This window comes from Buchananella hordeovulneris, from assembly GCF_001907235.1.
Taxonomy (GTDB): Bacteria; Actinomycetota; Actinomycetes; order Actinomycetales; family Actinomycetaceae; genus Buchananella; species Buchananella hordeovulneris.
Map to the genome: position 1 here is coordinate 169779 of NZ_MQVS01000002.1, position 24980 is coordinate 194758.

Annotated in this window: 27 protein-coding genes and 1 tRNA gene; 13 read left to right on the forward strand and 15 right to left on the reverse strand. The window is 64.3% G+C overall.

Annotated elements, in window-relative coordinates; genetic code table 11:
- The first annotated feature begins 5 nt into the window (after positions 1-5).
- Positions 6-842 carry an ADP-ribosylglycohydrolase family protein gene (locus BSZ40_RS02580; RefSeq protein WP_073823027.1) on the forward strand — a complete coding sequence of 279 codons (837 nt, stop codon included), beginning with the start codon at positions 6-8 and terminating at the stop codon, positions 840-842.
- Here the strand turns inward: BSZ40_RS02580 and BSZ40_RS02585 are convergent.
- The 3 genes from BSZ40_RS02585 to ahpC are packed head-to-tail and all read right to left on the reverse strand — an operon-like array spanning position 839 to position 3874.
- A complete protein-coding gene (locus BSZ40_RS02585) occupies positions 839-1744 on the reverse strand; it encodes a LysR substrate-binding domain-containing protein (protein WP_073823029.1) in 906 nt (301 codons plus the stop codon). The genes BSZ40_RS02580 and BSZ40_RS02585 overlap by 4 nt on opposite strands.
- Entirely contained in the window at positions 1741-3300 is a 1560-nt protein-coding gene (gene ahpF, locus BSZ40_RS02590; RefSeq protein ID WP_073823031.1) for an alkyl hydroperoxide reductase subunit F, read from the reverse strand. Before ahpF ends, BSZ40_RS02585 begins: the two co-directional genes overlap by 4 nt.
- A 10-nt stretch (positions 3301-3310) precedes the next feature.
- On the reverse strand, positions 3311-3874 hold the full coding sequence (gene ahpC, locus BSZ40_RS02595; protein WP_073823033.1) for an alkyl hydroperoxide reductase subunit C: 564 nt from the start codon (positions 3872-3874) through the stop codon (positions 3311-3313).
- Between the two features lie 115 nt (positions 3875-3989).
- On the opposite strand from ahpC, the gene BSZ40_RS02600 reads away from it, so the two are divergent.
- Positions 3990-4901, forward strand: coding sequence for a NaeI family type II restriction endonuclease (locus BSZ40_RS02600; protein WP_222842729.1), 912 nt, complete (start codon positions 3990-3992; stop codon positions 4899-4901).
- Positions 4902-4932: 31 nt separating this feature from the next.
- Here BSZ40_RS02600 and BSZ40_RS02605 read toward each other — a convergent pair whose 3' ends face one another.
- From BSZ40_RS02605 to BSZ40_RS12340, 4 genes are all read right to left on the reverse strand, one after another.
- Positions 4933-5886, reverse strand: coding sequence for a DNA cytosine methyltransferase (locus BSZ40_RS02605; RefSeq protein WP_073823037.1), 954 nt, complete (start codon positions 5884-5886; stop codon positions 4933-4935).
- A 94-nt stretch (positions 5887-5980) separates the two neighbouring features.
- Entirely contained in the window at positions 5981-6685 is a 705-nt protein-coding gene (locus BSZ40_RS12020; RefSeq protein WP_187343203.1) for a beta-carotene 15,15'-monooxygenase, read from the reverse strand.
- Positions 6682-7323 carry a SatD family protein gene (locus BSZ40_RS02615; RefSeq protein WP_073823039.1) on the reverse strand — a complete coding sequence of 214 codons (642 nt, stop codon included), beginning with the start codon at positions 7321-7323 and terminating at the stop codon, positions 6682-6684. Before BSZ40_RS02615 ends, BSZ40_RS12020 begins: the two co-directional genes overlap by 4 nt.
- Positions 7324-7352: 29 nt before the next feature.
- Positions 7353-7475: a hypothetical protein gene (locus BSZ40_RS12340; protein WP_281246628.1), complete on the reverse strand. Its 123-nt coding sequence runs from the start codon at positions 7473-7475 to the stop codon at positions 7353-7355.
- A 154-nt stretch (positions 7476-7629) separates the two neighbouring features.
- Here BSZ40_RS12340 and BSZ40_RS02620 point away from each other — a divergent pair, with 154 nt between their 5' ends.
- Positions 7630-8793 (forward strand): glucose-1-phosphate adenylyltransferase family protein, encoded by a 1164-nt coding sequence (locus tag BSZ40_RS02620; RefSeq protein WP_073823041.1) that lies wholly within the window; start codon positions 7630-7632, stop codon positions 8791-8793.
- A gap of 134 nt (positions 8794-8927) precedes the next feature.
- A tRNA-Pro gene (locus tag BSZ40_RS02625) sits at positions 8928-9001 on the forward strand.
- A 180-nt stretch (positions 9002-9181) separates the two neighbouring features.
- Here the strand turns inward: BSZ40_RS02625 and BSZ40_RS02630 are convergent.
- Positions 9182-9565 (reverse strand): VOC family protein, encoded by a 384-nt coding sequence (locus BSZ40_RS02630; RefSeq protein ID WP_073823043.1) that lies wholly within the window; start codon positions 9563-9565, stop codon positions 9182-9184.
- Between the two features lie 130 nt (positions 9566-9695).
- Here BSZ40_RS02630 and BSZ40_RS02635 point away from each other — a divergent pair, with 130 nt between their 5' ends.
- Both BSZ40_RS02635 and BSZ40_RS02640 read left to right on the forward strand, forming a co-directional pair.
- Positions 9696-10709 (forward strand): helix-turn-helix transcriptional regulator, encoded by a 1014-nt coding sequence (locus BSZ40_RS02635; RefSeq protein WP_245793779.1) that lies wholly within the window; start codon positions 9696-9698, stop codon positions 10707-10709.
- Between the two features lie 98 nt (positions 10710-10807).
- Entirely contained in the window at positions 10808-11206 is a 399-nt protein-coding gene (locus tag BSZ40_RS02640) for a hypothetical protein (protein ID WP_245793781.1), read from the forward strand.
- A gap of 157 nt (positions 11207-11363) precedes the next feature.
- On the opposite strand, the gene BSZ40_RS02645 is transcribed toward BSZ40_RS02640, so the two are convergent.
- Positions 11364-12326, reverse strand: a complete 963-nt coding sequence (locus BSZ40_RS02645; RefSeq protein WP_073823045.1) for an aldo/keto reductase — start codon at positions 12324-12326, stop codon at positions 11364-11366.
- 75 nt (positions 12327-12401) lie between these two features.
- Here BSZ40_RS02645 and BSZ40_RS11490 point away from each other — a divergent pair, with 75 nt between their 5' ends.
- The 3 genes from BSZ40_RS11490 to BSZ40_RS02660 all read left to right on the forward strand — a co-directional run bounded on the left by BSZ40_RS11490 (position 12402) and on the right by BSZ40_RS02660 (position 15921).
- Positions 12402-12998, forward strand: a complete 597-nt coding sequence (locus BSZ40_RS11490) for a TetR/AcrR family transcriptional regulator (RefSeq protein WP_073823047.1) — start codon at positions 12402-12404, stop codon at positions 12996-12998.
- A 770-nt stretch (positions 12999-13768) separates the two neighbouring features.
- The gene (locus tag BSZ40_RS02655) at positions 13769-15589 is read left to right on the forward strand and encodes an AMP-dependent synthetase/ligase (protein ID WP_084542559.1); all 1821 of its coding nucleotides are present in this window, start codon (positions 13769-13771) and stop codon (positions 15587-15589) included.
- Positions 15586-15921: a DUF2177 family protein gene (locus BSZ40_RS02660; RefSeq protein ID WP_073823049.1), complete on the forward strand. Its 336-nt coding sequence runs from the start codon at positions 15586-15588 to the stop codon at positions 15919-15921. Before BSZ40_RS02655 ends, BSZ40_RS02660 begins: the two co-directional genes overlap by 4 nt.
- Positions 15922-15997: 76 nt before the next feature.
- Here the strand turns inward: BSZ40_RS02660 and BSZ40_RS02665 are convergent, their stop codons facing one another.
- A complete protein-coding gene (locus BSZ40_RS02665; protein ID WP_073823051.1) occupies positions 15998-16858 on the reverse strand; it encodes a DUF1295 domain-containing protein in 861 nt (286 codons plus the stop codon).
- A gap of 58 nt (positions 16859-16916) precedes the next feature.
- Entirely contained in the window at positions 16917-17441 is a 525-nt protein-coding gene (locus BSZ40_RS02670) for a VOC family protein (protein WP_073823053.1), read from the reverse strand.
- Between the two features lie 63 nt (positions 17442-17504).
- On the opposite strand from BSZ40_RS02670, the gene BSZ40_RS02675 reads away from it, so the two are divergent.
- Positions 17505-18302, forward strand: coding sequence for an AraC family transcriptional regulator (locus BSZ40_RS02675; RefSeq protein WP_073823055.1), 798 nt, complete (start codon positions 17505-17507; stop codon positions 18300-18302).
- A 27-nt stretch (positions 18303-18329) separates the two neighbouring features.
- On the opposite strand, the gene BSZ40_RS02680 is transcribed toward BSZ40_RS02675, so the two are convergent.
- Together BSZ40_RS02680 and BSZ40_RS02685 are read right to left on the reverse strand one after the other, a co-directional pair.
- Positions 18330-18713, reverse strand: coding sequence for a nuclear transport factor 2 family protein (locus tag BSZ40_RS02680; RefSeq protein ID WP_222842730.1), 384 nt, complete (start codon positions 18711-18713; stop codon positions 18330-18332).
- Positions 18710-19552, reverse strand: coding sequence for a class I SAM-dependent methyltransferase (locus tag BSZ40_RS02685; protein WP_342741905.1), 843 nt, complete (start codon positions 19550-19552; stop codon positions 18710-18712). Before BSZ40_RS02685 ends, BSZ40_RS02680 begins: the two co-directional genes overlap by 4 nt.
- Positions 19553-19760: 208 nt before the next feature.
- Between BSZ40_RS02685 and BSZ40_RS02690 the strand changes: the two genes are divergently transcribed.
- Positions 19761-20204 carry a carboxymuconolactone decarboxylase family protein gene (locus BSZ40_RS02690; protein WP_073823060.1) on the forward strand — a complete coding sequence of 148 codons (444 nt, stop codon included), beginning with the start codon at positions 19761-19763 and terminating at the stop codon, positions 20202-20204.
- 43 nt (positions 20205-20247) lie between these two features.
- On the opposite strand, the gene BSZ40_RS02695 is transcribed toward BSZ40_RS02690, so the two are convergent.
- Together BSZ40_RS02695 and BSZ40_RS02700 are read right to left on the reverse strand one after the other, a co-directional pair.
- On the reverse strand, positions 20248-20934 hold the full coding sequence (locus BSZ40_RS02695; RefSeq protein WP_143180858.1) for a hypothetical protein: 687 nt from the start codon (positions 20932-20934) through the stop codon (positions 20248-20250).
- A 34-nt stretch (positions 20935-20968) separates the two neighbouring features.
- Positions 20969-21529, reverse strand: a complete 561-nt coding sequence (locus BSZ40_RS02700) for a TetR/AcrR family transcriptional regulator (protein ID WP_084542562.1) — start codon at positions 21527-21529, stop codon at positions 20969-20971.
- Positions 21530-21629: 100 nt separating this feature from the next.
- On the opposite strand from BSZ40_RS02700, the gene pepN reads away from it, so the two are divergent.
- Both pepN and BSZ40_RS02710 read left to right on the forward strand, forming a co-directional pair.
- A complete protein-coding gene (gene pepN / locus BSZ40_RS02705) occupies positions 21630-24194 on the forward strand; it encodes an aminopeptidase N (RefSeq protein ID WP_073823064.1) in 2565 nt (854 codons plus the stop codon).
- Entirely contained in the window at positions 24191-24979 is a 789-nt protein-coding gene (locus BSZ40_RS02710; RefSeq protein WP_073823066.1) for a DUF881 domain-containing protein, read from the forward strand. Before pepN ends, BSZ40_RS02710 begins: the two co-directional genes overlap by 4 nt.
- The last annotated feature ends 1 nt before the right edge of the window (position 24980 follow it).

The window sequence follows — 24980 nt, forward strand, 5'->3', positions numbered from 1 at the left end:
ATCAGATGCTTGGAGCAATAATCGGCGACATCGTCGGCAGTCCCTACGAGTTTGATCAGGGCGAAAAGACCACAGATTTCCCGCTCTTTAGCCCTCAATCAGAGGTCACTGACGACTCAGCCATGACGGTAGCGGTGGCGGCCGCTCTCTTGGAGGCCGCGGGCGACCCCACGCAAGGCCCAGCGGCAGTGACGAAATGGCTGCGGGAGTTTTACCGTCGCTATCCGCACCCCAAGGGGGGATACGGGGGACGGTTCCTCGGTTGGCTAAACGCTGCCGAGCCCGCGCCTTACGGCAGCTTCGGCAATGGCTCGGCCATGCGGGTGGCGGCCGTCGGCTGGCTTGCCGCCACCGAAAGCGAGGTGCTGCAGTGGGCCGAGATCACCGCACAGGTTACGCATTCGCACCCGGAGGGCATTAAGGGCGCGCAGGCCGTCGCCTGGGCTATCTTCCGGGCCCGCCAGTTGGCGCGGCCAGGACTGCCAGTGGCTGCGCAAGAGCGGCAGCACCTGCGCGCCGAGGTGGCATCTCGCTTTGGGTACGATCTTTCCCGCACCACCGACCAGATCCGGCCGGGCTACTTCCACCAAGAGTCTTGTCAGGCCACGGTGCCCGAAGCCTTGACGTGCGCGTTAGAGGCGGATTCTTTCGAGCGGGCCCTGCGCTTGGCGGTATCCCTCGGCGGCGATACTGACACGGTTGGGGCAATTGCGGGAGCAGTAGCTGAGGCACTGTTCGGTATTCCAGCGGAGATTCGCCAGGCGGCCTGGCAACGAATTCCACCAGATATGCGGGAAGTAGTGCTGACAGTGGCGGCCCGCATCCGCCCGCTAGCTGCCTAAAGCGGGCGCAGGAGACCGTGACACTCCGAGGCGGGCGGCACCAGAAGCGGGGCGAGGGCACGCAGGTGCCGTCGGTGCGGGGAGGTGCGCGGCCATACTAAGGCCACGTCCCGGAACGGAGCTTGCCCGGCGAAACGTCTGACGATTAGTCCAGGCGTGGGGACTACCGGCGGCAGCACCGTCAATGCGGGGAGCAAGGTGACCCCGCCATCGGTCAGGAGCGTGTGCCGGAGGGACTCCAAACTGGTGGCGCAATAGTCGTTACGAACTACGGCGCCGTTGGCTGCGGCCCAGTCTCGCACCTGCGACTTCAGGCAGTGCCCATCGGATAGCAGCACCAGTTCGCGCCCCACGAGCGACGACCTAGTCACCCGCGTGGTGTTCGCTAGCGGGTGCCCAGCGGGGGCCACCACCACGAAATCTTCCCGAAACAGCGGCCGCTGTTCCAATTGCGGGTCATCCACCGGCAGTGCCAGCACGGCGGCATCCAGCTCGCCTGCGCAGAGCCACTCGGCGAGGGTAGAGGATTTCTCTTCCGTGAGCAGCAGCCGCGGCAACGCGGTGCGCAGGGCGGCACTGACGTGCGGCAACAGATAAGGCCCGAGGGTGGGGAAGACTCCCAGCCGGATGGGGGCGGGGGAGTCGTGCAGTTCGAGGCTGATCAGGCGGATGGCGGCCGCCTCCGCCAGAATGGTGCGCGCTCGCTCGACCACACTCGTTCCCGCCGGAGTCAAGGACAAGGGGATGGCACTGCGGTCGACTAGCTCCACCCCAAGTTCTTCTTCCAGTTTGCGCACTTGCACCGAGAGGGTGGGTTGCGATACCCCGCAGGCGGTGGCGGCCCGACGAAAACTCCGCCGGTCCGCCACCGCCACCAGGTATTCCAGGGCCCGCAGGTTCACGCGGAAGCTCCGGAGCTGCGGATGAGGTAGTCGAACGCCCCAAGAGCCGCCGTTGCCCCGGCCCCCAAAGAGACCACAATCTGCTTGTAAGGGGCCTCGGTGCAGTCGCCCGCAGCGTAGACCCCCGGCAGGGAGGTGGCTCCGCGACTGTCTATGCGTATTTCACCGGCCTGATTGCGCTCAACCGTGTCCGTCAACCATTCGGTGTTGGGCAGCTGGCCGATCTGGACAAAGACCCCAGAGACCTCCAGCTGCTGCCGTTGGCCGGTCTGGCGATCCTCCACCTCGATCCCCTCGACCTGGGTGCCGTCACCCGCAATGCGATGCACCTGACTGGCTAAACGCACCTCGACGTTGGGCAAACTGTGCAACTTGTCGATAAGCACCTGATCGGCCCGCAGCTCCTCCAGGTACTCGATGACGGTGACGTGCTGAGCGATACCCGCCAGGTCTATCGCCGCCTCGACACCGGCGTTGCCACCACCGATAACGGCAACTTGCTTGCCGGTAAAGAGCGGGCCGTCGCAGTGGGGGCAGAAAGTTACCCCCTTATTGCGGTACTCCTCCTCACCGGGAACGCCGAGCGTCCGGTAGCGAGCCCCCGTGGCCACGACGACGCTGCGCGCCCGCAGGCTCCCGCCGTTAGCGAAGTCGACACGTAGTAGCCCGTCGTCGTCTGCGGGATGCAGGCTGGTGGCCTGCAGCGACGTGGTGACGTCGACGTCGTAGCGGCGCACGTGTTCCTCCAGGCTGGCCGCCAGCCGGGGCCCCTCCGTGTACGGCACGGAGACGAGGTTTTCAATGCCCACGGTGTCGAGCACCTGGCCCCCGAACCTCTCGGCCACCACCCCGGTGCGCAGCGCCTTGCGGGCGGCGTAGACCGCCGCTGCCGCCCCCGCCGGTCCGCCCCCGACGATCAGCATGTCGAAAGGAGCTTTGGCGTCCAGGGCCGCCGCGGCCCGGGCAGGGGAGGAGGCATCAAGCTGGGCCACAATGTCCGCAATGTCCATGCGTCCTTGCCCGAAGAGCTCGCCGTCTCGGTAGACGGTGGGCACTGCCTTGATGCCGCGCGCCTCCACCTCGGCGGGAAACACGCTCCCCTCCACAGCCACGTGCCGGATACGGGGGTTGAGCACACTCATGGTGTTCAACGCCTGCACCACCGTGGGGCAGTTCTGGCAGGTCAACGACATGAAGGTGACAAACTCACCGCCCGGCAGGGCCTCAATAGCAGCGATCGTCTCCGGGTCTACCTTCGCTGGGTGCCCGCCCACCTGTACCAGCGCCAGCACGAGGGAGGCGAACTCGTGTCCCATGGGCAGACCCGCGAAACGTACCGCGACATCGGCTTCTGCCCGCCGGACCGCGAACGACGGTGTCCACTCGTTTGGCTCCTGCCGTACTGTCACTAGCGGGCTGAGGGCGGCGATCTCGTCGAGCAACTCCCGCATCCGCCCTGCGGTGGGGCTATCATCAAGGCTGGCGACGAGCTCGATGGGAAGTTTCAGCAGCTGCAAGTATTGGCGCAGCTGCGCTGTGGCATTAGCGTCCAGCACTTAACGTTCCTTAGATCTTGCCTACCAGGTCGAAGGACGGGGTCAAAGTCTCGGCGCCTTCTTCCCACTTGGCTGGGCAGACCTCGCCCGGGTGGTTGCGCACGTACTGGGCAGCCTTGATCTTGCGCACCAACTCCGCGGCGTTGCGGCCAACGCCCTCCGGTGTCGTCTCGAGGTACTGAATGACGCCGTCGGGGTCGATCACGTAGGTCGAACGGTCCGATAGCCCGGACTCGGGGCGCATGTTGTCGAAGTTCTCGGTGATGATGCCCTGCACGTCGCCCAGCATCGCGTACTGGATGGTGCCCACCTCGGGGGAGGTCTCGTGCCAGGCCTTGTGGACAAAGTGGGAGTCGCGGCTAACTGAGTAAACTTCCACCCCCATCTCTTGCAGCTCGGCGTAGACGTTTTGCAGGTCGGCTAGTTCAGTCGGGCAGACGAAAGTGAAGTCGGCCGGGTAGAAAAAGACCACGTTCCACTTGCCGGCGAAGTCATCGCTGGAGACCTCAACGAAGGCACCGTTGTGGTAGGCGGTGGTTTTAAAGGGCTTGATCTTGGTGTTAATCAAGGACATGAGAAGACCTTCCTGACAGTCCGATCGTTAGCGATAGGCACCGTATCGCACCGGACGGAGGGCTGCAAGATTCTCTCTATCGCCCGGGAAGGCCTGGTGGCCTAGCATTCTGGACGTGAGCGCGAACTGTTGCCTGCCTGATGCTGAACTGCACGCTGTAGCGGCCGCTGTGCTGTTGGGCGATCCGACAGGCAGCCGCACCGCCCAGGTGCTGCGGGAGACCTTTGACCAGCTCTATAACGGCCAGCACACGGGCCGGTGGCGTCTGGAGCAGCTTTATAAGACGGAGAAGACCCACTTCGGCACGTTGGTGGAGATCAACATGCAACGAGCATTCCAATTCACCGACGGCCAAACATTGGATTTTCAGATCACGGGGGTGGAGGTGGATTGCAAGTTCTCGCACACCGGCGGTTGGATGCTGCCGCAGGAGTGTTTCGAACACTTGGTGCTGGTGCTGCAAGCCGACGACGCGACGGCCCGCTGGAGTATGGGGCTGGTGCGGGTGACGGCAGCGCATCGGCGGGCGGGCGCCAACCGGGACCAGAAGACCTCCCTGAACCGGCAAGGCCGGGCCCACATCCATTGGCTGTTTCGGGACGCACAGTTCCCTGCCAACGCCCTGCTGCAACTGCCGTCCGCCACAGTGGACGCGATCATGGCGCTACCCAGCGGGCAAGCCCGAGTCAACGCGCTGCTGCGCGCCGCCGTGAACTTGCCGCTGACGGGTGCCGTCATCGCCACGGTGGCACAACAAAAGGACTACATGAAGCGCCTCCGCGACAACGGTGGTGCCCGCGAAAGTCTGCGCCCCGAGGGATACCTGATTCTTGGCGGTGATCGGGAGGAACAGCGCCAGCTAGCCGCCGCGTTGCAGCTGCCGCCCCCGCCCCACGGCGGGGTCATCAGCACGCGGGTAGTGCCCGCTCCGGACGGAGTGCCGATCGGGGCGCAGCGGTGGCGCCTGGCCGCGCCGGGGGAACCGGCGCCGGTGCCGGCCCCCGAGCTACCACAGCGGCGGAGGTAGGCGCCGAGCCACCAGTCGACCATGCGTGTTGCTAGGGAGCAGTCGCTCCCAGCGCTTCCGCGATGGCGGTGCCGATGGCGGCGGCGACAGGCGGCGGGAAGGCGTTGCCGATCTGGCGATAGGTGGAGGTTTTGCGTCCGGCGAACCGCCAGGCGGGGTCGAAGCCTTGAATGAGGGCCGCCATCTGGTTCGTCAGGCGGGGGGTGAAGTCGACCGGGTGGTCGGGGCCGGGCGGGGCATCGGCGATGCCCTTCCCATCCACCCCCAGGTTGAGCCACGCCTCGCGGGCCCGCGTTGGCCCGAGGTCCGCCCCGCCGTGTTTCCGGGACCCCCCTACCAGGGTGGGGGCGATGCCTGCAGCCTTGTGGGCCCAGGCGGCGGCTCCCGGCCAGCCGTGTTGCCCCATGAGCGGGCCGAGAACCTGGCCGACGGTCGGCGGCGTACCTTGCGGGCGGGGCCACTGGAACTTGCGGAACTTGCTACGTTTCATCGCCACCAGAATGAAGCGGGGGCGCAGCTGTGGCACCTGGTATTCGCTGGAATACAGCAGCTGCCAGTCCGCGGTGTAGCCCAATTTTTCTAGGGCTTCCAAGATCGACTGGCGATAGGGGGAGAAGCGGGCAGAGGCCAGCCCCTTGACGTTTTCCAGCATCACCGCCGTCGGCCGTGCCTCCCGCACCAGCCGCAGCGCCTCCGGGAAGAGATCACGCTCGTCGTCGGCCCCCAGCTGTTTACCGGCGATGGAAAACGGTGGACACGGCACCCCGCCCGCCAGCAGGTCGACCCCGCGGTAGTCCCGCCCGGATACTTCCCGCACATCGCCCTCGAACACATCCCAGGCGGGGCGGTTCAAACGCAGGGTGGCGGCAGCATCCCTGTCTATCTCGACGGCGAGAGTGTGCGAAAAGCCAGCCCGTTCCAGCCCAGAAGACTGCCCGCCAGCCCCGGCACAGATTTCCAGCACGCTCAGTTCGCTGTTTGTCACCCTCGCTCCTTGTCTTGCCCCCACCCTGCCGACGGGCGGTCAGTATTTTCTACCGCACCCTGCCAGGAGGCGCTGACATTGTGAGCGGCGCGCGTCAACCCCAGTGCACGAGCAGGGCGCCGAGCACGGCCAGCGTCCAGGACGCCAGGGAGCCGATGAGGAACTCCTCGGCCTTGGCCCCTGACTTGTCCGCGGAGATCTCGGGAAAACGGATGACGCCTTTGGCGGCCACCAGCGCGGCGACGGCGGCATGGGCCCCGGCCCCGGCTAGGAGCAGCAACAATATCCGCTCTAGCACGCCGATCCACCGGCCACCCCGCAAGCCGACGACGGGTGCAATGTCGAGCCGCTGCCCCGTCGGAGGGGTGCTTGGCAGGACAGTGGGCGGCAAGGTAGAAGTTCCGCGCGCCGTAGCTAGCAGGGCGGTGACGAGCTCGTTGGCGGGCAGTGACAGCAGGTACAAGACTCCAAGACCGACAACCAGGTGCGGCAGGGCGGTGGTGGGCGGCAGGAGATGCACTTGCAGGGCGAGAGCTCCGCCCAGCAGTACCCATTTGCCAAATAGCAGCCAGTTTGCGGTGACCGGTAGCAGCCAGGGCAGGGCGAGGAGTATCCCGCCGAGGGTTTGCCAGAACGACAATCCCCACCAGGCCCAGCCAACCCCGAGGCCGACCGCCAGGAGGCCTGCGGCTCCCATAGCGGGGGCGAGCCAGGCAGGTTGCCGCAGGGGCGCCAGACGCGGCAGGGTGGCTTGGCTAAGGGCGGCCAGGGTGACCGCGAGCAGGGTGAAGGCGATCATGGATGTTCCTCGATTGGGGCGGCGGGGGATTCTTGGAGGAGCTGCTGGACAGCCAGCAGCGCGGATATTTCAGGACTGCGGGCGAGCTCGGAGACCGCCTGTTGGCTGATCTTTTCGGTGCGGGCGATCTCGGTCTGTATGGTGCCTGTCAGCAAGGCCGCGCAGACGCGCCGTTTACGAGGCCGAAGCTGAAAAATGGTCTGATCGCGCAGCAACAACAGCGCGTCAACGATGGCGTTGGTGGCCTGTGCGGAGCCCTGGTAGGCGGTACGGGCGTACGCCAGGCCCTGGTCTTGGCGCGCGTGGGCGGTGTCGATGGCCTGACGGGCCGCTATCCAGGCCGAACCGGCCTGGATAGCTCCATCTACCTCGGTTATCTCTCCCGCCCCGATGCCGAAGCGCAGCCCGAGAGTCTCAGGCAGGACTAGGTGAGTGTGCAGAGTGAAGTTGAGGGCGGCGGCCAGGCTCGGGGCCACGGCTTGGAATTCGTCGCCGACGGTTGCGTAGGGCAGGGTGGTGAGCCGCTGGGCGGTGCCTGCCTCCGTCAAAGTAGCCAGGAACTGGCGTTGGGCGACCGCCCGATCGGCCAGTTCCCGCGAGCGAACTATGTCTGCGATGACGGCATACTGCATGACCATGCTCCACACTAAACCTTGTATTGATCCAATTACAAGGACTTTTGCGGGGGAGGTGGGGCGGAGGCGGCCAGCACCTCGAACTTCTCTTCGGACACGGGCGCAAGGCTCTCCCAGCTGCGGTCGAAAAGCTCCCGGCTTGTCACGTCACACATTCAAGCAGTCTGGCTGCGCGCCTGGGACGATCAGGTCCCCGGCTGACCGGCTTTCCGCTGGGGGAGGAACGGCCTGCTTTTGCCCCCGCGCTCGCGTGAGGTTACTTACACTCGGCCCACTCGATTAATTTTTCAACCACCATCAGGAAGCGTTATGCACATTCCCCGCACTCTGGCCATTGTCCTGGCAGGCGGCAAAGGTTCCCGCCTCGGTGCCCTGACCGAAAAGCGGGTCAAGCCCGCCCTTCCCGTGGCAGGCACCTACCGTCTCATTGATGTCTCGCTGTCCAACCTCATGCACTCGCACCTGTCCGACGTGTGGATCGTGCAGCAGTACCTGCCCCACAGCCTGAATCAGCACCTGCGCGGTGGGCGGCCGTGGGACCTAGACCGTTCCCACGGCGGTCTCCTTGTGCTGCCCCCCTTCCAGGGGGCCGAGGGGGAGGGGTTCGCCGAAGGTAACTCCGATTCGCTGTTCCGGCAACGCGACCTCATCCGCGATTTCGACCCGGAGCTGCTGCTGGTGCTCAGCGCCGACCACCTCTACACCCTGAACTTCCTGGATGTCATCGACACGCACCTGGCCCAGGGAGCGGATCTGACCATGGTGACGACCCGCATCGACGAACCGCCGACCCGCTACGCGGTGGTGCAAACCAACGACGACGGCCTCGTCACGCGCTTCGATTACAAGCCCGACGACCCGGAAGGCAACCTCATCGCGGGCGAGATGTTCCTCTTCAACGCCCAACGCTTCTTGGAGGCCATGGACGCCTTGGACGAGCAGGGGGAGAAGCTAGAGGACTACGGCCACGACCTCATCCCCTGGTTCGTGGACAACAAGCGGGTGGTGGAGCATCGGCTGGACGGCTACTGGATGGACATGGGCACACTGCAGTCCTACTGGACTGCCCACATGCAGTTAATCGACGGCAACGGGGTGACCCTAGATGACCCCACCTGGCCGATCATGTCCGCCCAACCGCAGCAGCTGCCGGCCCGCATTGAAAACGGCGCCGTCGTCCACGACTCACTAGTCTCGGCGGGCACCACCATCCGCGGCACCGTTGAGCACTCGGTCCTCAGCCCTGGCGTCGTGGTGGAGGCGGGTGCCAGCGTGAAGAACTGTGTGTTGCTGGACGGCGTCCACGTGCACGCCGGGGTCAGCCTGGAGAACGTCATCGCCGACATCGGTGCCGAGATCTCCGGCGGCAACCGGCGCGGTAACGCCACCTCCGTCACCCTCATCGGGGACGATGGGCTGGTGGCCACCTCTGAGGACTTCGACCGCGACGCCCTGCTGCCGCAAGGCTTCTGACACCAGTGGCGGGGGATTTGCGCCCGAGTTTGCCCGGTAAATCCCCCGCCATCACCATTGATGTGCGGCCCGCCACAGGCAACGTGGTCACGGGCACTCGCCAAGTGCGATAGGCTATGGCGGTCGCAAGGCAACGGGCTGTGGCGCAGTTTGGTAGCGCACTTGACTGGGGGTCAAGGGGTCGCAGGTTCAAATCCTGTCAGCCCGACTTAGCAGATCCGGTGTCCACTGGCGTGGGCGCCGGATTTTTCGCTGTTGGGGTGGTCGGCGGCAGGCCGAGTGCCGCCGCCGACCACCCTAGTTGGTTCCCACCGCGCCTCATCCGCCGTATACACCGGATAGGGCGCGTGGGTGGCCATCTAGGGCGAGGCCCACGGCGGGCATTGGATCAGAGATTAGTGGTGTCGGTGGCGCAAACCCGAAGGCGGTGCCCATCAAGATCGGTGGCCACGAAGGTGTAGCCGAACTCAAGGGTGGTGGGCTCCAACGCGATGGAAAAGCCGAGAGTTTTCCAATCACGGTAGAGCTGGTCCACGTCTTCCCGCGTGGCGTAGCTCATGGATAGCTCGACACTGCCTGGCGCGCCGGTGGCGGCGGGTTCGATCTGATCGCGGGTCTGGAGCCCGATGGTGACGTTGTCGGTGAGAGCGAATACCGCGAAGTCGTCGAAAATTTCGATGGGGTCCTTGCCGAGTGCTTGCCGGTAGAAGGCCGTGCTGGCATCGACGTCAGCGACGTACAGGATCACGCTGGTGGGGGTAAAGGCAGTCATGACAGTTCTCCTCGTGCGGGCTCCGCAGGGGAGCCGGTTGCTGAATCGCGACGCTACGGGCGATAGGTGACGTCTTCCGTCATCTATGTGTGCAAGTGTTGCGGACATGCGGGCGGACCGGTTGTTATCAATGATCTGGCTCTTGCGTACCCACGGCGGACTTTCGACACGAGAGCTGGCGCAGCGGCTGGAGGTGTCGCGTCGTACCGTGCTGCGGGATGTCGAGGCGCTCTCGGCTGCCGGGGTACCGGTGTACTGCGAGCGCGGTCCCCGCGGCGGAGTCCGCCTGTTGCCGGGCTACCGCACCGATGTCACAGCGCTGTCCAAAGACGAAAGCCGCGCGTTGTTTGCCGCAATTTCGCCCTGGGGGCCGCAGGCAATCGGACTCGGCGACGCGTACGCCTCAGGGGTGCGCAAGCTACTGGCGGCGGTGCCTGAGGCCCATCGCGACCAGAGCCTGGAGGTTGCGTCACGGATTGTGGTTGATCCCCACGGCTGGCTGCCGCAACCAGAAGCGCTGCACCCCGGGGAAGTGTTCACAACCATTCAGAAGGGTGTTTTTGCTCGGCTGCAGTTGCAGCTCACCTATCGTTCCCGCCAAGCGGCGCACATACAAGAGCTGGTGGTGGAACCACATGGTCTGGTGTCAGCTGGCAGCAACTGGCATCTGTGCGCAAGCACCAAGGGGGTGGTGCGGTTCTTCAAAGTAGCGCGCATTAAGCGCGCTACCCTGCTGCCCGAACCGTGCTCAGGGCCCGAGCTAGATGTGGCTCAGGTGTGGCGGGATCACCGCGCCCGGTTCCGTGGCCGGTTCGTGCCGGTCAGCGTTGAAGCCTGGGTCCGCACGCAGCGGTGGGCGGACGCGAGAGAGTGGACCATCCGCTCCAGCCCCATGGACCTGCCCGGCCCCCCACCGGGCGACGGGTGGAGAGCGGCGCGCCTGGAGTTCATGGACGACCTACACGCGGTCACCGTGCTGCTGCGGCTCGGCCCGGATGTCCGCGTCGAAGCCCCTGACGGTATCAAGGCCCTGCTCCTAGACCACGTTAAGCGGATAGTCGGCCTGTACCGCCCCGGCTCCCCGTCCGGAGAACCTCCGCCAGGCTCCCGGATGTCAGCGACAGATTGTCGATTTCAAGCATAAGATGAGTCATCGATCTTAGGTCGTGGTCGGCGCGTTGCCGCAGCGGCTGGCAGACCATGACCCTTACAGACTGGGGCGCCCTAACGAGAGGAGAGACCGTGGCCTTCAATGAAACCCCTCTTTTCGAAGCAAAGGCCAACCACATCGACGTCCCGGCCACCATTCTTGAGAAGATACGCGCCCTTAATCCCCTCATGCTGCTGTTTGGCCAGTTCGGACGCATCTACCGCGGTGGCTCCCTCTACGTCACCCACACCCACCTGGTCTTCAACCCGCACCATACGAACCTCGCCGTCGAGATGAGTCGGTTGTGGATTCCCTTGCAGGAGATCAAGAGCACCCGCGCTCACCAGAGAAAGCTCACGGCGATCCTCACCGTCTCGACGGTGCGGGGCATCGACATCGACTTCGTCTGCTGGAGCCGCTCCAAGGTCATCGCCGCGATCAAGCAGGCCCAGCAACAGCTGGGCAGCCCGGGGTACAACCAGCCGATGTGAAATTGGCGGAGCACGTAGCCAACGAACGTGACGATGGTGCGTGGAGGACCACCGCACCGTCATCGTGGCGCCAACCAGGGGGAAGGGCGTCCCCGCCATTGGCTCTACACTAAATGGCTAAAGGCCAAACGGAATTGAGCTAAGGGGAGATAACCGGTCACTCGTCCGCGCTCACCCCAAGGCGCCCGTACCTCTCTCCTTGGGCACGGATCTGGTCAAGTTCGGCCAGGTCGGCGGGGCTGAGGCGGAGCTTTAGTGCCGCCAGGTTCTCCTGCAGGTAGCGGCGACGCTTGGTTCCAGGAATGGGGACAACGTCCTCGCCCCGGGCCAGCACCCACGCCAGGGCCACCTGCCCGGGGGTGGCGTCGTGGCGGATCGCGACCTGCCGCACCGTTTCCACTGCCTGGAGGTTGGCGGCGAGGTTCTTTTTGCGCCAGCGGGGCAGTGCACGACGATAATCGAGCAGGGGCAGACCGGTGGTCGCCGCCGGGGAGCCTGTCAACATTCCGCGTCCAAGCGGGGCGTAGGCGACGACGCCCACCCCCAGCTCACGGGCAACCGGTAGCACGTCGTCCTCCAGGGTGCGGGAGAACAACGACCACTCCATCTGGACGGCCGCGATGGGGTGCACGGCGTGGGCGCGCCGGAGTTGGCTGCCGGTAACCTCGCTGACGCCGATGGCCCGCACTTTGCCTGCCCGCACCCCATCTGCGAGGGCCCCGATGCTGTCCTCAAGGGGCACCTTTGGGTCGACCCGGTGCAGGTAGTACAGGTCCACCCGATCGGTGTGCAGCCGCTGCAGGGACGCATCCAACCCTTGGCGGATGGCGGTGGGGCGGCCGTCCAGACCTACCGGGAGCCCACCGAAACGGGTCCGAATGCCCGTCTTGGTGGCGATGACGACGTTGTCGCGCACCGGGGCGAGCAGTGGGCCGATGAGCGCCTCGTTCCGCCCGCCGCCGTACATCTGGGCGGTGTCGAACATGGTGACGCCCGCGTCTACGGCTGCCCGCACCGTTGCCGCGGCCTCGGCCTTGTCAACGGGGCCGTAGGACATAGTCATGCCCATGCACCCGAGGCCGATGGGAAAGGTCTCGATTCCTCCGATGATTCGCTGCACTGCGGTACCCTTTCGATGCGAGTAATGACTCACATTGAGAATACGAGCTTTTACTCGCATAAGCAAGGAGGAGTTTTGGCAACCCATCGTTCTGCGCGTGGCCTGGCCCGCATGGCCGCCATCATCGAAGCCGCCGTCGTCGTCTTCGCCCGCGACGGGGTGGACCGCGCAACAACCAACGCCATCGCGGCCCAGGCCGGCATCTCGCCCGGCTCCCTCTACCAATACTTCAACGACCGCACCGACATCTTGAAAGCAGTAGTCCGGGACTACATCAGCCGCCTGGCCGAGGTCTACCAGGCCGTATGGCCCACCATCAATGCCACCACCCCCCGCCCGGAGATGATCGCCGCCCTGCTGGTTCCCCTGGCCGAGTTCAAGCGCGCCAACGCCACCTTCGCCATGGTCTACGCCCATCCGAACCTGCCAGCGGAGCTGCGTCAGGAGGTAGACGGGGTAAACCAGGCCTTCACGACCCGCCTGGTCGCGCTGCTGGCCGCCCGCAACCCCGCCACCCCGCGGGAGACCCTAGAGCTGGCTGCCCGGCAGGCCGCGTGCCTCTTCCGCGGCAGCCTGCCCCTGCTCGGTTCCGTCACAGGCGACGAACAACGCGACACCCAGGAACTGTGCACCGTGATCGACGCCTACCTGGCCAGCCGCGAGATCAGCTGAACCACGGAGCTGCCTGCCGCCAACGCGGCGTACGTCCTCCCACCGGTGCCCGGCGCAACTCGCAGATTCCCGGCAAGTTACCGTATGGACGGACGATGTTGCTCCCGTGAATATCAACAGGCCAACCTGAGCCAGACACAAGGTTCCGAACCGGGCAAGGGAGGACTTGGGGGCAATGCTCCGGGGAGTGCGACGCAGCGACACTGCCTCGTAGCGCTTCTGCTGGGCCGCGTCGCGGGGTGGTGGCAAAACGCATACACCAGCAATCCACTAAGGCCAGCGAACCCCGAGGCCAAAGCCGTTCCACCACCAAGGCCTGTTGGCACCAATAAACTGGTGGTGAAGGTAACCAGTAACACGCCGATCGCCACCAATGATCGCCGTCGAGCCGCACGCAATGGCACCAGAAACGTACCGTCCCCCAGCCGCCAAGCGGTTCCTTTGGCGGATGACACACGAAGTGGTTAACTGGCGCCTCAGGCCGGGAGAGGCGGCTCATTCTTCGGTACGCAGCCCCCAACCGACGTCGAAAGCCTCCACCGCTAGCACCGGGCACCTCCCGACTGTCGCTGGCCGCCACGCTAACACCAATAGCCATTTGTACTTGGGGAAGTTGCAGCAACCGGGATGGCAGGCGCGGCAACAACTCAGATACTGTTCCAAGTGGGCGGAGTAACCACCCCCGACCGCGAGGCACGCTGCCAGTTACCCCCCCAATTTCTTGCGGCTGCCACCGGTCCAAAAGTGCCTGAGGAGGAAACGTGGCAGCTATGCCTCCCGCGACTGACCCAGAATCACCGACGCAGTGGAGCCAACCTCCACTGGCCACCAGCCGACCGCGTAACCCTCTGGCGCTGATCCGCGAGCGCGCTCGCCAGCATCCGCACCACATTGCGTTTCAGCTGCCGCACCCAGCTGGTGACATACAACTGACCTTGGGAGATTTTCTCGGTCACGTAGAGCGGGTGGCAAGTGCCTTGCTCGACCTCGGCTTGCAAAAGGGGGAGGCGGTGTGTCTGCTGGCTGCCACCAGCTACGGCTGGGCAGTGGTCGAATGGGCGACGTGGCAAGCCGGGGGCGTGGTGGTGCCCATCTACGAAACGTCCCCAGCGGCCTCCGTGGCGCAGATTGTTGAGACCACTAACGCCCGGATCCTCTTCGCTGACGCGGCGGCAATGGTGCGCACCCAACAGATGAGCAGCGGGGTGGACATCGTCCAGCTAGGGGAGCGGGACGCCATCGTCCGGGACTTTGGCCGCCAGCCGACGGCCGCGCAACTGGCACAGCTGCACGCTCGCGAGCCCGATCGGGACGACCTCGCCACCATCGTTTTCACCTCCGGCACCTCAGGACACCCCCAGGGCACCCGCATCCTGCACCGCAACTTCGTTGATCTGGTGCTGAATGTGCAGGCGGCCTGGCGGGACGTCTTGCACGATCAGGGCCGCACCGTCATCTTCCTGCCCTTGGCCCATGTTTTGGCGCGCGGCTTGCAAACCATATGCATGTGGGCCGGTATGCGCATCACCTACCTCGCCCAGCCTGCTGAGTTGATTCGGCAGTTCCCGCAGCTCAAACCGACGTTCCTCGTCGTTGTGCCGCGGGTGCTGGAGAAGATCGAAAACGCGGCCGCCACCGCGGCCGCCGCCAAACACTTAGGCCGCTTCAGCCTTGCCCCCGTGTGGCGGGACGCCACCAGGACGGCCATAGCTTGGGGCCAGTACCAGGAGGATCTGGACGCGGGTCTGCAGCCGTCCGTTTCCTGCCTGTTGCGCTGCAAACATGGCCTGTACGACAAGCTCTTCTACCGTCGGCTGCGAGCCATGCTCGGCGGTCACATCGAGTTTCTGCTCTCAGGTGCCGCCCGCCTCGGCCCCCGGCTGTCGCTGCTGTTTCGCGGCATGGCAATCCCCGTGATGGAGGGGTATGGACTGACGGAAACCACTGCACCCTTGGCAGGCAATCGGCCGGGGCGGGTGCGCTCTGGCACCGTGGGGGAGTTGGTCCCCGGCACGCAGGTGCGTATAGCGCCCGACGGCGTGGTGTGGGTACGGGGGGTGGGAGTCAGCCCCGGTTACCTCGATCCAACCCAAACTGCAGCCATGCACGTCGACGGTTGGTTCAATACCGGCGATCTGGGTACCTTGAGCGCGGACGGATACCTCACTATTACGGGTCGCCGCAAAGACACGATCGTTACGTCTGGCGGCAAAACGATTCACCCCCAGGCCTGGGAGGCGCAGGTGGAGGCAGATCCGCGTATTGAGCACGCGGTGGTCATCGGGGAGGGCAGGCCGTACCCGGTAGCCGTGGCCGTGCTGGCCCCCGCTGCGGCAACACCAGCGGGCCACGCCCGGGTGGTCACTGAACCTGCGGTGCGGCAGGCAGTCGCTCAAGTCGTCACCCAAGCCAACGAGACAGTCAGCCGGGCCGAATCGGTACGGGGATTCTTGGTCGTCTCGGCGGACCTGAGCGCCGAGGGTGGGCTAACCACACCCACGCAGAAACTGCGCCGCCAGGCCCTGTTAGCACGTTTTTCTGCGGAGCTGCAGGACCTGTACTCATCCTTGACAGCGGAGGGTCAGCTATGAGCCGCGTCAGCCGCTGGGCCGTGGCCTACCTGGGCACCGCCCTCGCCTTCTGCATTTTGGACGGCCTCTGGATCGGCTTCGTGGCACAGGAGATCTACAGCCATTTCCTGCCCCACTTGCTGGCCAACAGCCCAGCGTTGGCACCCGCCGCAGTCTTCTACCTCGGGTATTTAGTCGGCGTAGTGCACCTGGCCGTCAGACCCGGGCAGCTCCGCCGTACCAGTCAGCGTCTGCGCGACGGCGCGCTGCTCGGGGCCGTGGCATACGGCACGTGGGGTTTCCACCGCAGCGGCACTGTTGCGAGGGTTACCGCTGGCGGTAACGCTATCTGACGTCGCTTGGGGGGCGGTGCTGACTGGGGCCAGCGCCGTCGGTGGCGGACTCGCTCTCGCGGTGCACGACGGACACTCACCGGCGCGGAGGCAGGGGAAATAGGACCGAGGTGCGAGCTTTGTATTCCTGGTAGTCAGAGCGCCCACCCCAACGCTGGTCGGCCTGCTTCTCCAGTAAGGGGATGCCGCTGACCCGCGTTAACAGCAAAGTGACAAATAGCGGGGAGATGACCGCCAGCCACTGCCAGCCTTGCAACACGGGGATGGAAACCAGCAATACGCCCGTCCACAGCACTATCTCCCCAAAATAGTTCGGGTGCCGCGACCAGCTCCAGACGCCGGAACGGATGAACTCGCCCTTATTAGCTGGATCGCGTCGGAACCGCGACTTCTGGGCGTCGGCAACAAGTTCGAGCCCCCACCCAATCGCCCACACGCCACACCCCAACCAGGTCAGCCACCCCAACGGTGCGTCGGCGGCGGCCGTAATACCCGTCCACGCTGCCAAAGCGGTGGCGCTCACCCACAGGCCCTGGATCGTCCACACCGAAAAGAGACGCGGTGGGTTGGGCAAGATCTCGGCAAACCGCGAGTCTCCACCAGAACGTCTGGTGCGTAGGAACAAGAAAGTACCGAGCCTACCCGCCCACAAGATGACCATGGCCGCAAGCAGCCACCCGCGCGGGGAGAGATGGTCGACAAGCAGGAGCGCCAGCATCGTGCCCAAAATGTAGGTGGCGCTACCCGTGGCATCAAAGAAGCGATCAGTTTGCTCCCGCCAGGAGTGGAAGAAAACGAGCCACTGCACCGCGAAAGCCAAAAGCACCAACCAGACCATCACGGGCCAGTTAGCTACCACCTGTCCCGCCTGACCGGTGGCCCACGCCAGAGCAAGTGCCAGACAGACCGAGAGCACGACAGTGACTACACTTTTCATCACCGCACAGTATCTAGTTGCTGCCAAACTGGCAATCAGAACCGGTCGATCGCGCCAGCTAGTCAGCGCTATTCGTCTGGTCCTGGCGGGCAGCCCATTCGCTTACCCGGCGGACGCTCTCGGCCTCACTTAAGTCCTCAACCCGAGACATGACCGACCAACGTACCCCAAACGGGTCTCGCAGGGAGGCGTACCGATCCCCGGACACAAAGGTGCTGGCTGGCTCCCGCAGCGTCGCTCCGGCTGCCAGCGCCCGCGCCACGGTGTCGTCGACGTCGGCGCAGTACAAGCTAAGGGAGTAGCAGTCCTCCTCCCCGTCTGGCCGCGCCACGAGCTGGTATGTGGGGTTTGGTTGCCCCAGCTGGAGCCTGCCGACACCGAAGTCGAGTTCGGCATGCACCACGCTGCCTTGGATTTCCGTCACTGTGACCACGCGGGCACCGAAGGCACGCTGGTAGAAGTCAACCGCGGCCCCTGCTTGTGGCAGGGCAAGAAACGGTGTCAAACTGGTCCAGCCGTGGGGGATGCCGCGTGTGGTGTGCTTGCCGGAAATTCCCACCTGGGGTGCGTCGTTGTTGTGCATGCGCCGACCCTAGGCCGACGACGGGGCGGGCGGCTTGTAGATTCGCGACTCTTTGGGAGCTACTTGGGACACCTAATCGACCAGCGCGGCGTGCTGTATCCGGCCCAGCTGCCTACCTTCCACCGGGAGTCGGCCCCCGCGGAGCTGCGGGAACTGATCCGTTGGTTCTGGATTCCGCGCTGGAACCTGCCGCCAGGAGCCGTCTCCCGGCAGGAGGTGCTCCCTTTTCCTACCGCCAACCTCGTGGTTGAACCAGGTGGGGTGAGTCTGAGTGGCCCCACCACCGGCATATCCCACCGCGAGCTGCGCGGCCACGGTTGGGCTGTCGGCGCGCTGTTACGCCCGGCTGCCTTGGCTCTCGTCCACCCGCAACCTCACATCCTCAATGACAGGGAGCTCCAGCTGTCCCTGCCAGCCTTGCACGCCGCCGTGGTCGAGGCGATGGGGGAGGACGACGAGGAACGCGGGCGCGGGCGAGCGGTCGACGCCTACAGCAGGTGGGCGGCAGCGAATCTGGCACCGCCCGACGAAGACGGCCGCCTGGCAAATCTGCTGGAAGAGGTCGTCTCCGCTAACCCCGAGATCACCCGCGTCGATCAGCTAGCCCAGAAGCTGCACCTGTCCGTGCGCTCCTTGCAACGGCTAACCAAGCGCTACATGGGGTTGCCCCCGCTGGCCATCATTCGCCGGTACCGGCTCCAGGAGGCCGCTCACCGCTTACGCACCGACCCGTCCCTGTCTATCGCCCAGGTCGCGTTAGACCTGGGGTATGCGGATCAGGCCCATCTGGCCAACGATTTCCGCCGGGTCCTCGGTCTGCCTCCACACCGCTACCGATACCACCCGAAGCACTCCACTTGAGTTGGGCATCCAGGAGGACGGCGACAGCTAGTCCTCGGCCACCCCGCGATGGAAATAGCAGCGCAAACGTTCGCCGTCGTACCGCCACCTGGAAGTGCGCCGGGAGCTCCGCGCCCCAATTTTGAGCCGATAAGTCAGCTCCACGGTGTCAGCATCCAGTAGGCGTGCCTGGCGGTCGATGAGGACATAACCGGCGGTGTTGGCTGGTCGCGCGCTGAGCGCGGCGATGGTCTCAGCTCGCTGCCACGACCTGCCGGACAGTCCAAACTCGACAAAATCGGGGGACAGCAGGCGCGCTACTGTCGCTGGATCGGCCCGCACTGCGGGCTGCAGTAACGCTTCTTCGCGCGCCCAGGCGTCCCTACTCAGGACCGCTAGGCGTGCCTGGAGATCCGGGCGGCTGTCCATCATGCCGTGTGCGGACGAGCCGTGGCCGACCAAATCGTCCAGTAGTCGACTTCGACGAGCTTCTCTCCGGGGCGGCGTGCGGCTGCCACCTGGCCACAAATGTAGTCAGCCAGCTCGGACAATTCTTGGTCAGTAAGTTCGTGTAGTAGCGAACGCCCGGTGCGGGCAAGCAAGTCGGCACGCAGTTCGGATACGTCATGGTAGGTACGGCGCACCTCGGCTAGCCGGTGTTGGTCCCGCAATTCGAAACCCGTCTCCGTTAGGTCCGCTAGCAGCCTCTCCGCCCGCAACCGCCTGTTTCTCTCTACATCGGCCAGGTGCGGGAAACATGTGAAGAACCAGCCACGTATGTGGGTGGGGGAGGGCGGAGCAAAGACATCGGCTGCGGTGCGGTCTTGGATCAGGAGCACGCCTTCCGCCCGCAGGATTCGGTGCGTTTCGATCAGGGCGGCGGGGATGTCTGGTAGGTGGTGAATGAGTGCCCGCCACAGCACCAAGTCCATTTCGCCCGTCGGCAGTCCGGTGTTTGTGGCTTGCCCCTGCCTGAAGCGCACCGATGCTAGGTGCTGACTGGCGGCCCGCTGGCGGGCGTCGCGGACCATTTGCGCTGAGAAGTCAACGCCGACGACGCTGGCGGCCCCGGCGGCGGCCAGGGCAGTGGAGTAGATGCCACCACCACAGCCGATGTCCGCCACCCGGCTGCCACGCACTGGGGCCAGAGCAGAAATCGCGTCCAGCCAGCCAGTATCGGCGCTCCGGGAAGCATAGGTGCCAGCAACGGCTGGGGAGTGAAAATCTATCGCCAAGGAAGCCTCCCGAAACGCTACTCCGTCGCCACCCAAGTTATCTTGACATCAAGACATGCGCAAGGATGGTTTCCTGCCCGCCTCCTTGGAGGCGCTCGGCGGTGACGTACCGGAAGGTTTGTCCCCCAGTGGCTTCCCGCCCGCCTCCTGGGGGCGCTACCGCGCCGGGAATAATGACCCGGCCAGCGGCGTTTGGCCAGCAGCGTGCCCAGTCGGTGGGCCAAGGAGACGACGAGAGGAAAACATGGCCGCTGTAAACGTCATGAAGGAACAGCCGAGCAGCCTCCAAGCGCTCACCGCGCTAACCAAGGAGACCGATGCGGTATTCGAACAGGCAGGCCTATCCCGCGGCTTGGCGGAGCTCATTAAGGTTCGCGTCTCCCAACTGAACGGCTGCGCCTACTGCCTGCGCAGCCACGTCCAGGCCGCCCAGGCGGCGGGAGAGGACACCGACCGTCTGACTTTGCTTTCCGCCTGGTGGGAGACCCAGGTATATACGGAACAAGAACGAGCCGCCCTGGCATTGGCCGAACAGGTTACCCGCCTGGCGGTACCAGAGGACCGCAGCTGGGATACCGGCGTCTTGACACCCCAGCAGGTGAGCGCCGTCATCTGGGTAGCCACCGTCATCGGCGCCTGGAATCGGGTGGTGCTCTCCAGCCACCCCGCCGTCAAACCGGTCGCCTAGCGTCGCTGCAGCACCGAGGGGCAGGCCTTTGGCCTGCCCCTCGCTAATTACTGGAGAGAAAACCCAGGATGATCGAGTCCAAGTTCCATTGGGCACACATGTCGTCCAGGTCCGACTGGAGCGCTTCCGCGTCACTCGAAGCTTGGCGCTGTTCCGCCAGCAATGCGGCCAGCTGCAATCGTTCGGTAGGACTGGCGCCCATATACGTCGCGCAGGTAACTCGATGCACATTGCCCACTTGGACTTCCGGCGAATCATCCAGCAAGTACTGAATCATGTCGGCGATCGCCACCAGCTCTACCGGCGGAAAGCCAAAGAAGTCACAATACCCCTCAAGATTCCGCCTGAACGAATCGGACAGCACAAAACCCGTGCCCCAATCCCGCTCTGCAAAGTGTGCTGCCACCCCCTCTTCCCAACCTGTGGCACCAATATCCAGGCACGTGAAGCCAATTGCCTCCGGGTACTGCGCCAACCCTTCCGGTTGCAGGCGACGAATATCTACATCCGGGGAACCCACGGAAGAGAAAAACTCCAACCCTGCCTGTAACCCCATATCCTCGCTGACCTCCGAATCACCCGTCTGATCCCATGTGGTTGGGGGAGTGACCTGGACAGAGTAGATCGTCGCCTTAGCCTGCGGCGGAGAAAAATTGGTGGGCGAGGCAGTGCTGCAGCCACCGAAAACCACCAGACAAAAGACAACAGCCAAACCTCGATGCCCCATCACGCCTCCCTACTTTTTGCGACCATTGCTCCTCCTGCTAGGTGCCCTGCAGCGCACCTAAACCGTCATGCAGCGCACCCACAGCGCTGACCAACTGGCTATCGCTCGCCGCCCAGTTAACTAGCACTCCTAGACAGGCCGCCAGCACCCCGGCGGCCACCGCTCGCGCCTCGAATCCAGGCACCCCCTGCCCGACAAGCACCTGCGTAATTTGATTCTCCTCCTCCTGCAAGCCCGCCCAGGCTGCGCCACGCAATGCGTGCACCTGCCCAATGAGACGCAAACGCTGCCGAAACTGCACTGCATTCAAGGCCGAGCGCACTCCCGTTTGCCCGATCGACTCCAAGGCAGCGCCCAGGCAGCGATGCCAGGCAGACGAAGAATCATCCTGCTTCGCAAGCGAGAACGCTATCGAAAACGGCAGCAAGTCAACCGTCACCACTGATTCCTTCGTCGGGAAATGCCGAAAGAAGGTCATGTGGGATACCGCGGCAGCACGCGCGATCTGCTGTACCGAAGTGGCGTCGTAGCCGTCGCGCGCGAACAGTAACAGGGCGACATCTTGCAAGCGTTTGGCGGTAGGAGACAGCACCTTCATACCGCCATGTTAGCAGCTAACAGTTAGTCAGTAACAGGGGAGTGGTCACCAGACCAGCCCCCTCAAGGAGGCTCCAAGCCGTCGCCCGTAAAATGTCGCCATGGCCTACAACCTCACGCGCCACGAGGCCGCGCATCGTTCCCAGATCGCCACCCTGCACGCCACCTCCGTGCACCTGGACCTGTCGCACGTCGAGCGCGCAGACGCCCAAACTTTCACCGCGACTTCCACCCTGGAGTTCACCCTCACGGAGCCGGACATTTTCATCGACTGCGTGGCGCACACCGTGGACGAGGTGCAGTTAGACGACCAGCCCGTGCCGTTCCAGCACGATGGCTCCCGAATATTTCTCACAGGTTTGCAAGGCGGGCGGCACCGGGTGCAGGTTGCAGCAACCATGCAGTATTCACGCACCGGGGAAGGCCTGCACCGCAACGTCGATCCGGTGGACGGTCAGGTATACCTCTACACTCAATTCGAACCCACGGACGCTCGCCGCGCTTACGCTTGCTTTGACCAACCTGACTTCAAGGCGCCTTTTACCCTCTCGGTAACTGCCCCGAGCTCTTTTACGGTAGTAGCCAATCAGCCCGCCCTGAGCCGCACCTCCCAGGGGCAGGTAGTCACAACTCACTTTGCCCCCACTCCGCCGATATCCAGCTATCTGACTGCGGTGTGCGCCGGTCCATACGCCCGCCTAGCTGGACAAACTTGGCGTGGGAACTGTGCTGGCGCAGAGGTTGTTATCCCCGTCAACGTCTACGTGCGCGCCTCGCTGGCAGCCAGAGTGGATATAGATTTCATTTCCACCATAACCAGTCAAGGCCTCTCGCTCATGCACGAGCGTTTTGGCTATGCTTACCCGTGGGGAAAGTATGATCAAGTCTTCGTGCCGGAGTACAACTTGGGGGCCATGGAGAATCCCGGCTGCGTAACCTTCACCGAGGCTTTTTTACCCAAATCTACCCCCACTACCGTCGAACGACAGCGACTGGCAAACACCATTTTGCACGAGATGGCCCACATGTGGTTTGGAGATCTCGTTACCCCTCTTTGGTGGGATGATCTCTGGTTGAAAGAATCGTTCGCTGACTTCATGGGATCTTACGCTGCCGCGAGCGCCACTGAGTTCACGGACGAGTGGGTGTCGTTTTGTGTCGGCCGCAAGCGGTGGGCCTACTTGCAGGATTCCTACCGCACCACCCACCCGATTTTGGCAGACATTCCGGACGTGGAGGCGGCCAGCCAGAACTTCGACGGCATCACTTACGCCAAGGGGGCGGCAGTGCTCAAGCAACTGGTTGCGTTCGTTGGGGAGGAAAACTTTTTCGCCGCGACCAGGGCCTTCTTTACGCGGCATGCTTTTGCCACCGCCACGTTAAAAGACTTTCTCGTCTGCCTATCGCAGGCCTCGGGCCGCGACATGTCCGCCTGGGCCCAGGTTTGGTTGGGGACCGCAGGCCCCTCTTTGCTGCGCTGTCATTGGCAAACCGATCCCAGCGGCAAGGTCGCGCACCTTGAGTTGACGCAGGAGGGGAGTGACGGCCCGGCAGGCTCCCCAGTGCTCCGCCCACACCGCATCAACATTGGCTGTTACCAGGTGCAGGGGGAGGCGCTCCAGCTGCTGGCCAGGTTCCCAACCACCCTCACTGCGGCCAGGGGGGAGCTCACCGCCGCCCGCGGACTGACAAAGCCAGATTTGATCGTGGTCAACGACGACGATCTCACCTACGGCATCTGTCATTTAGACCCGGTATCAACCGCAACCGCACTGCGCCACGTCTCGCGGTTGCCGGGCGAGCTGTCGGCAGCGGTGGTGTGGTCGAGTCTTTACAACATGGTGCGAGACGGCGCTCTGCCCGCCACCGACTTCCTCACCGCCGTTCTCACGCACGCCCCGCACACGCGCGACACGGCGCTAGTAACGGAGCTACTGCGGCAGGCACAGCTGACAGTAGAGAACTATGTGGCACCGGCGGGACGGGATGCCGCGCGCCAGCAGTGGGCCTCTGGGCTCGCAGCGGCTCTCCAGGCTGCAGAGCCGGGAGCACAGCTGCAACAGTTACTTGCCCGCGCCTTGGTGGGCGTGCGGTTGGTACCGGAGGCGTATCGGCCGACCTATGTTCCCCAGCTGCACACCCTTTTGGCCGAACAGTTGCCCGGACTGGAGGTGGGGCAGGAATTGCGGTGGGAGATCCTCATCGCGCTGCAGGCAGCAGGTGCGTCAACCACTGAGTTGGTCCGGGCGGAACAGCAACGCGACCCGTCCGGCGACGGACAGTGCGCGGTTTTACGACTGCAGGCCGCCACGGGAACCTTTGAGGCGAAGAAAACAGCCTGGAATAAGGCCGTATCCGGCGATCTGACGAACGATCAGGTCTCTGCCTGCATTAACGGATTCACCCAGGCGGACGACGCCCTGCTGGGCCGTTTCGTCGATGAGTATTTTGCGTTGCTGCCGACCGTCTGGCAGCAGCATTCCATCGGCATCGCTCGTCGGCTCGTGGTAGGCCTTTTCCCGTTGTACACGCCCACTCCGCAGGAGGTCGCCGAGCGGACCCGGCAGGTGCTGGCCAGTACTTGGCCCACCCGAGCCCTGGCCCGGCTACTGAAAGAACGGTTAGATGAGCTGGAACGCAACCAACGAGTACAGGCCACACAATGACCACCTTGCGGCGACCAGACGCCTCGATGTCGGTCCTGCGCGACATCCTGGAAAACCCCTTCGCGGCCGAGGCCCAGCGCCTGGCCGTCTCCGGCCAAACCCGCCCACCGCTGCGCCCCTGGAGCAAAGTCCTAGTGGTTCTCACGGTGGCGCTGGGAACCACCTGCGCCATCTGGTCAGCACAGACATTGAATCGGGCAGTCAATGTCCGTAGTGCCGTCAATGCCCGCATCCTTGAGCAGATAGCCCAGGCGAGTGCCCGGCAGGATGAACTGCGGGGGAGCGTGGAACAGCTGGGGGTGGACATTGATCGGCAACGCACCCGCCTCATCGCAGCGGAATCTCTCCCGGCAGTTTCCGATGATGGCGTTTTGTTGCAGGCGGCCACCGCCAAGGTAGTGGGGGAGGGGATCACCATCATCCTGCGGGAGAGCGATGCTGCCAATGCGCCGCGGGTGCGGGACCGCGACATCGCTTTCCTCGTCAATTCCCTGTTCGCTTCCGGGGCCGAAGCTGTCTCCGTCAACGGGCACCGGATCGCCTCCACCAGCGCCATTCGCACCGCCGGCAAGGCAATCCTGGTGGACCTTAAGCCGCTGTTGCCGCCGTATCGGATTGAAGCGATCGGCCAGAGTGCGGCCCTGGAACAGGGCATAGTAGATGGCGAGTTTGGTGAGGCCTTGCTGCTGCTTAAGACACGCCGACAGGTAGACATTCAGGTTTCAGACAGCCCGAAGTTGACACTGGAAGCGATCAACCAGCCGGTTCTCCGTGAGGCTAAGTAAG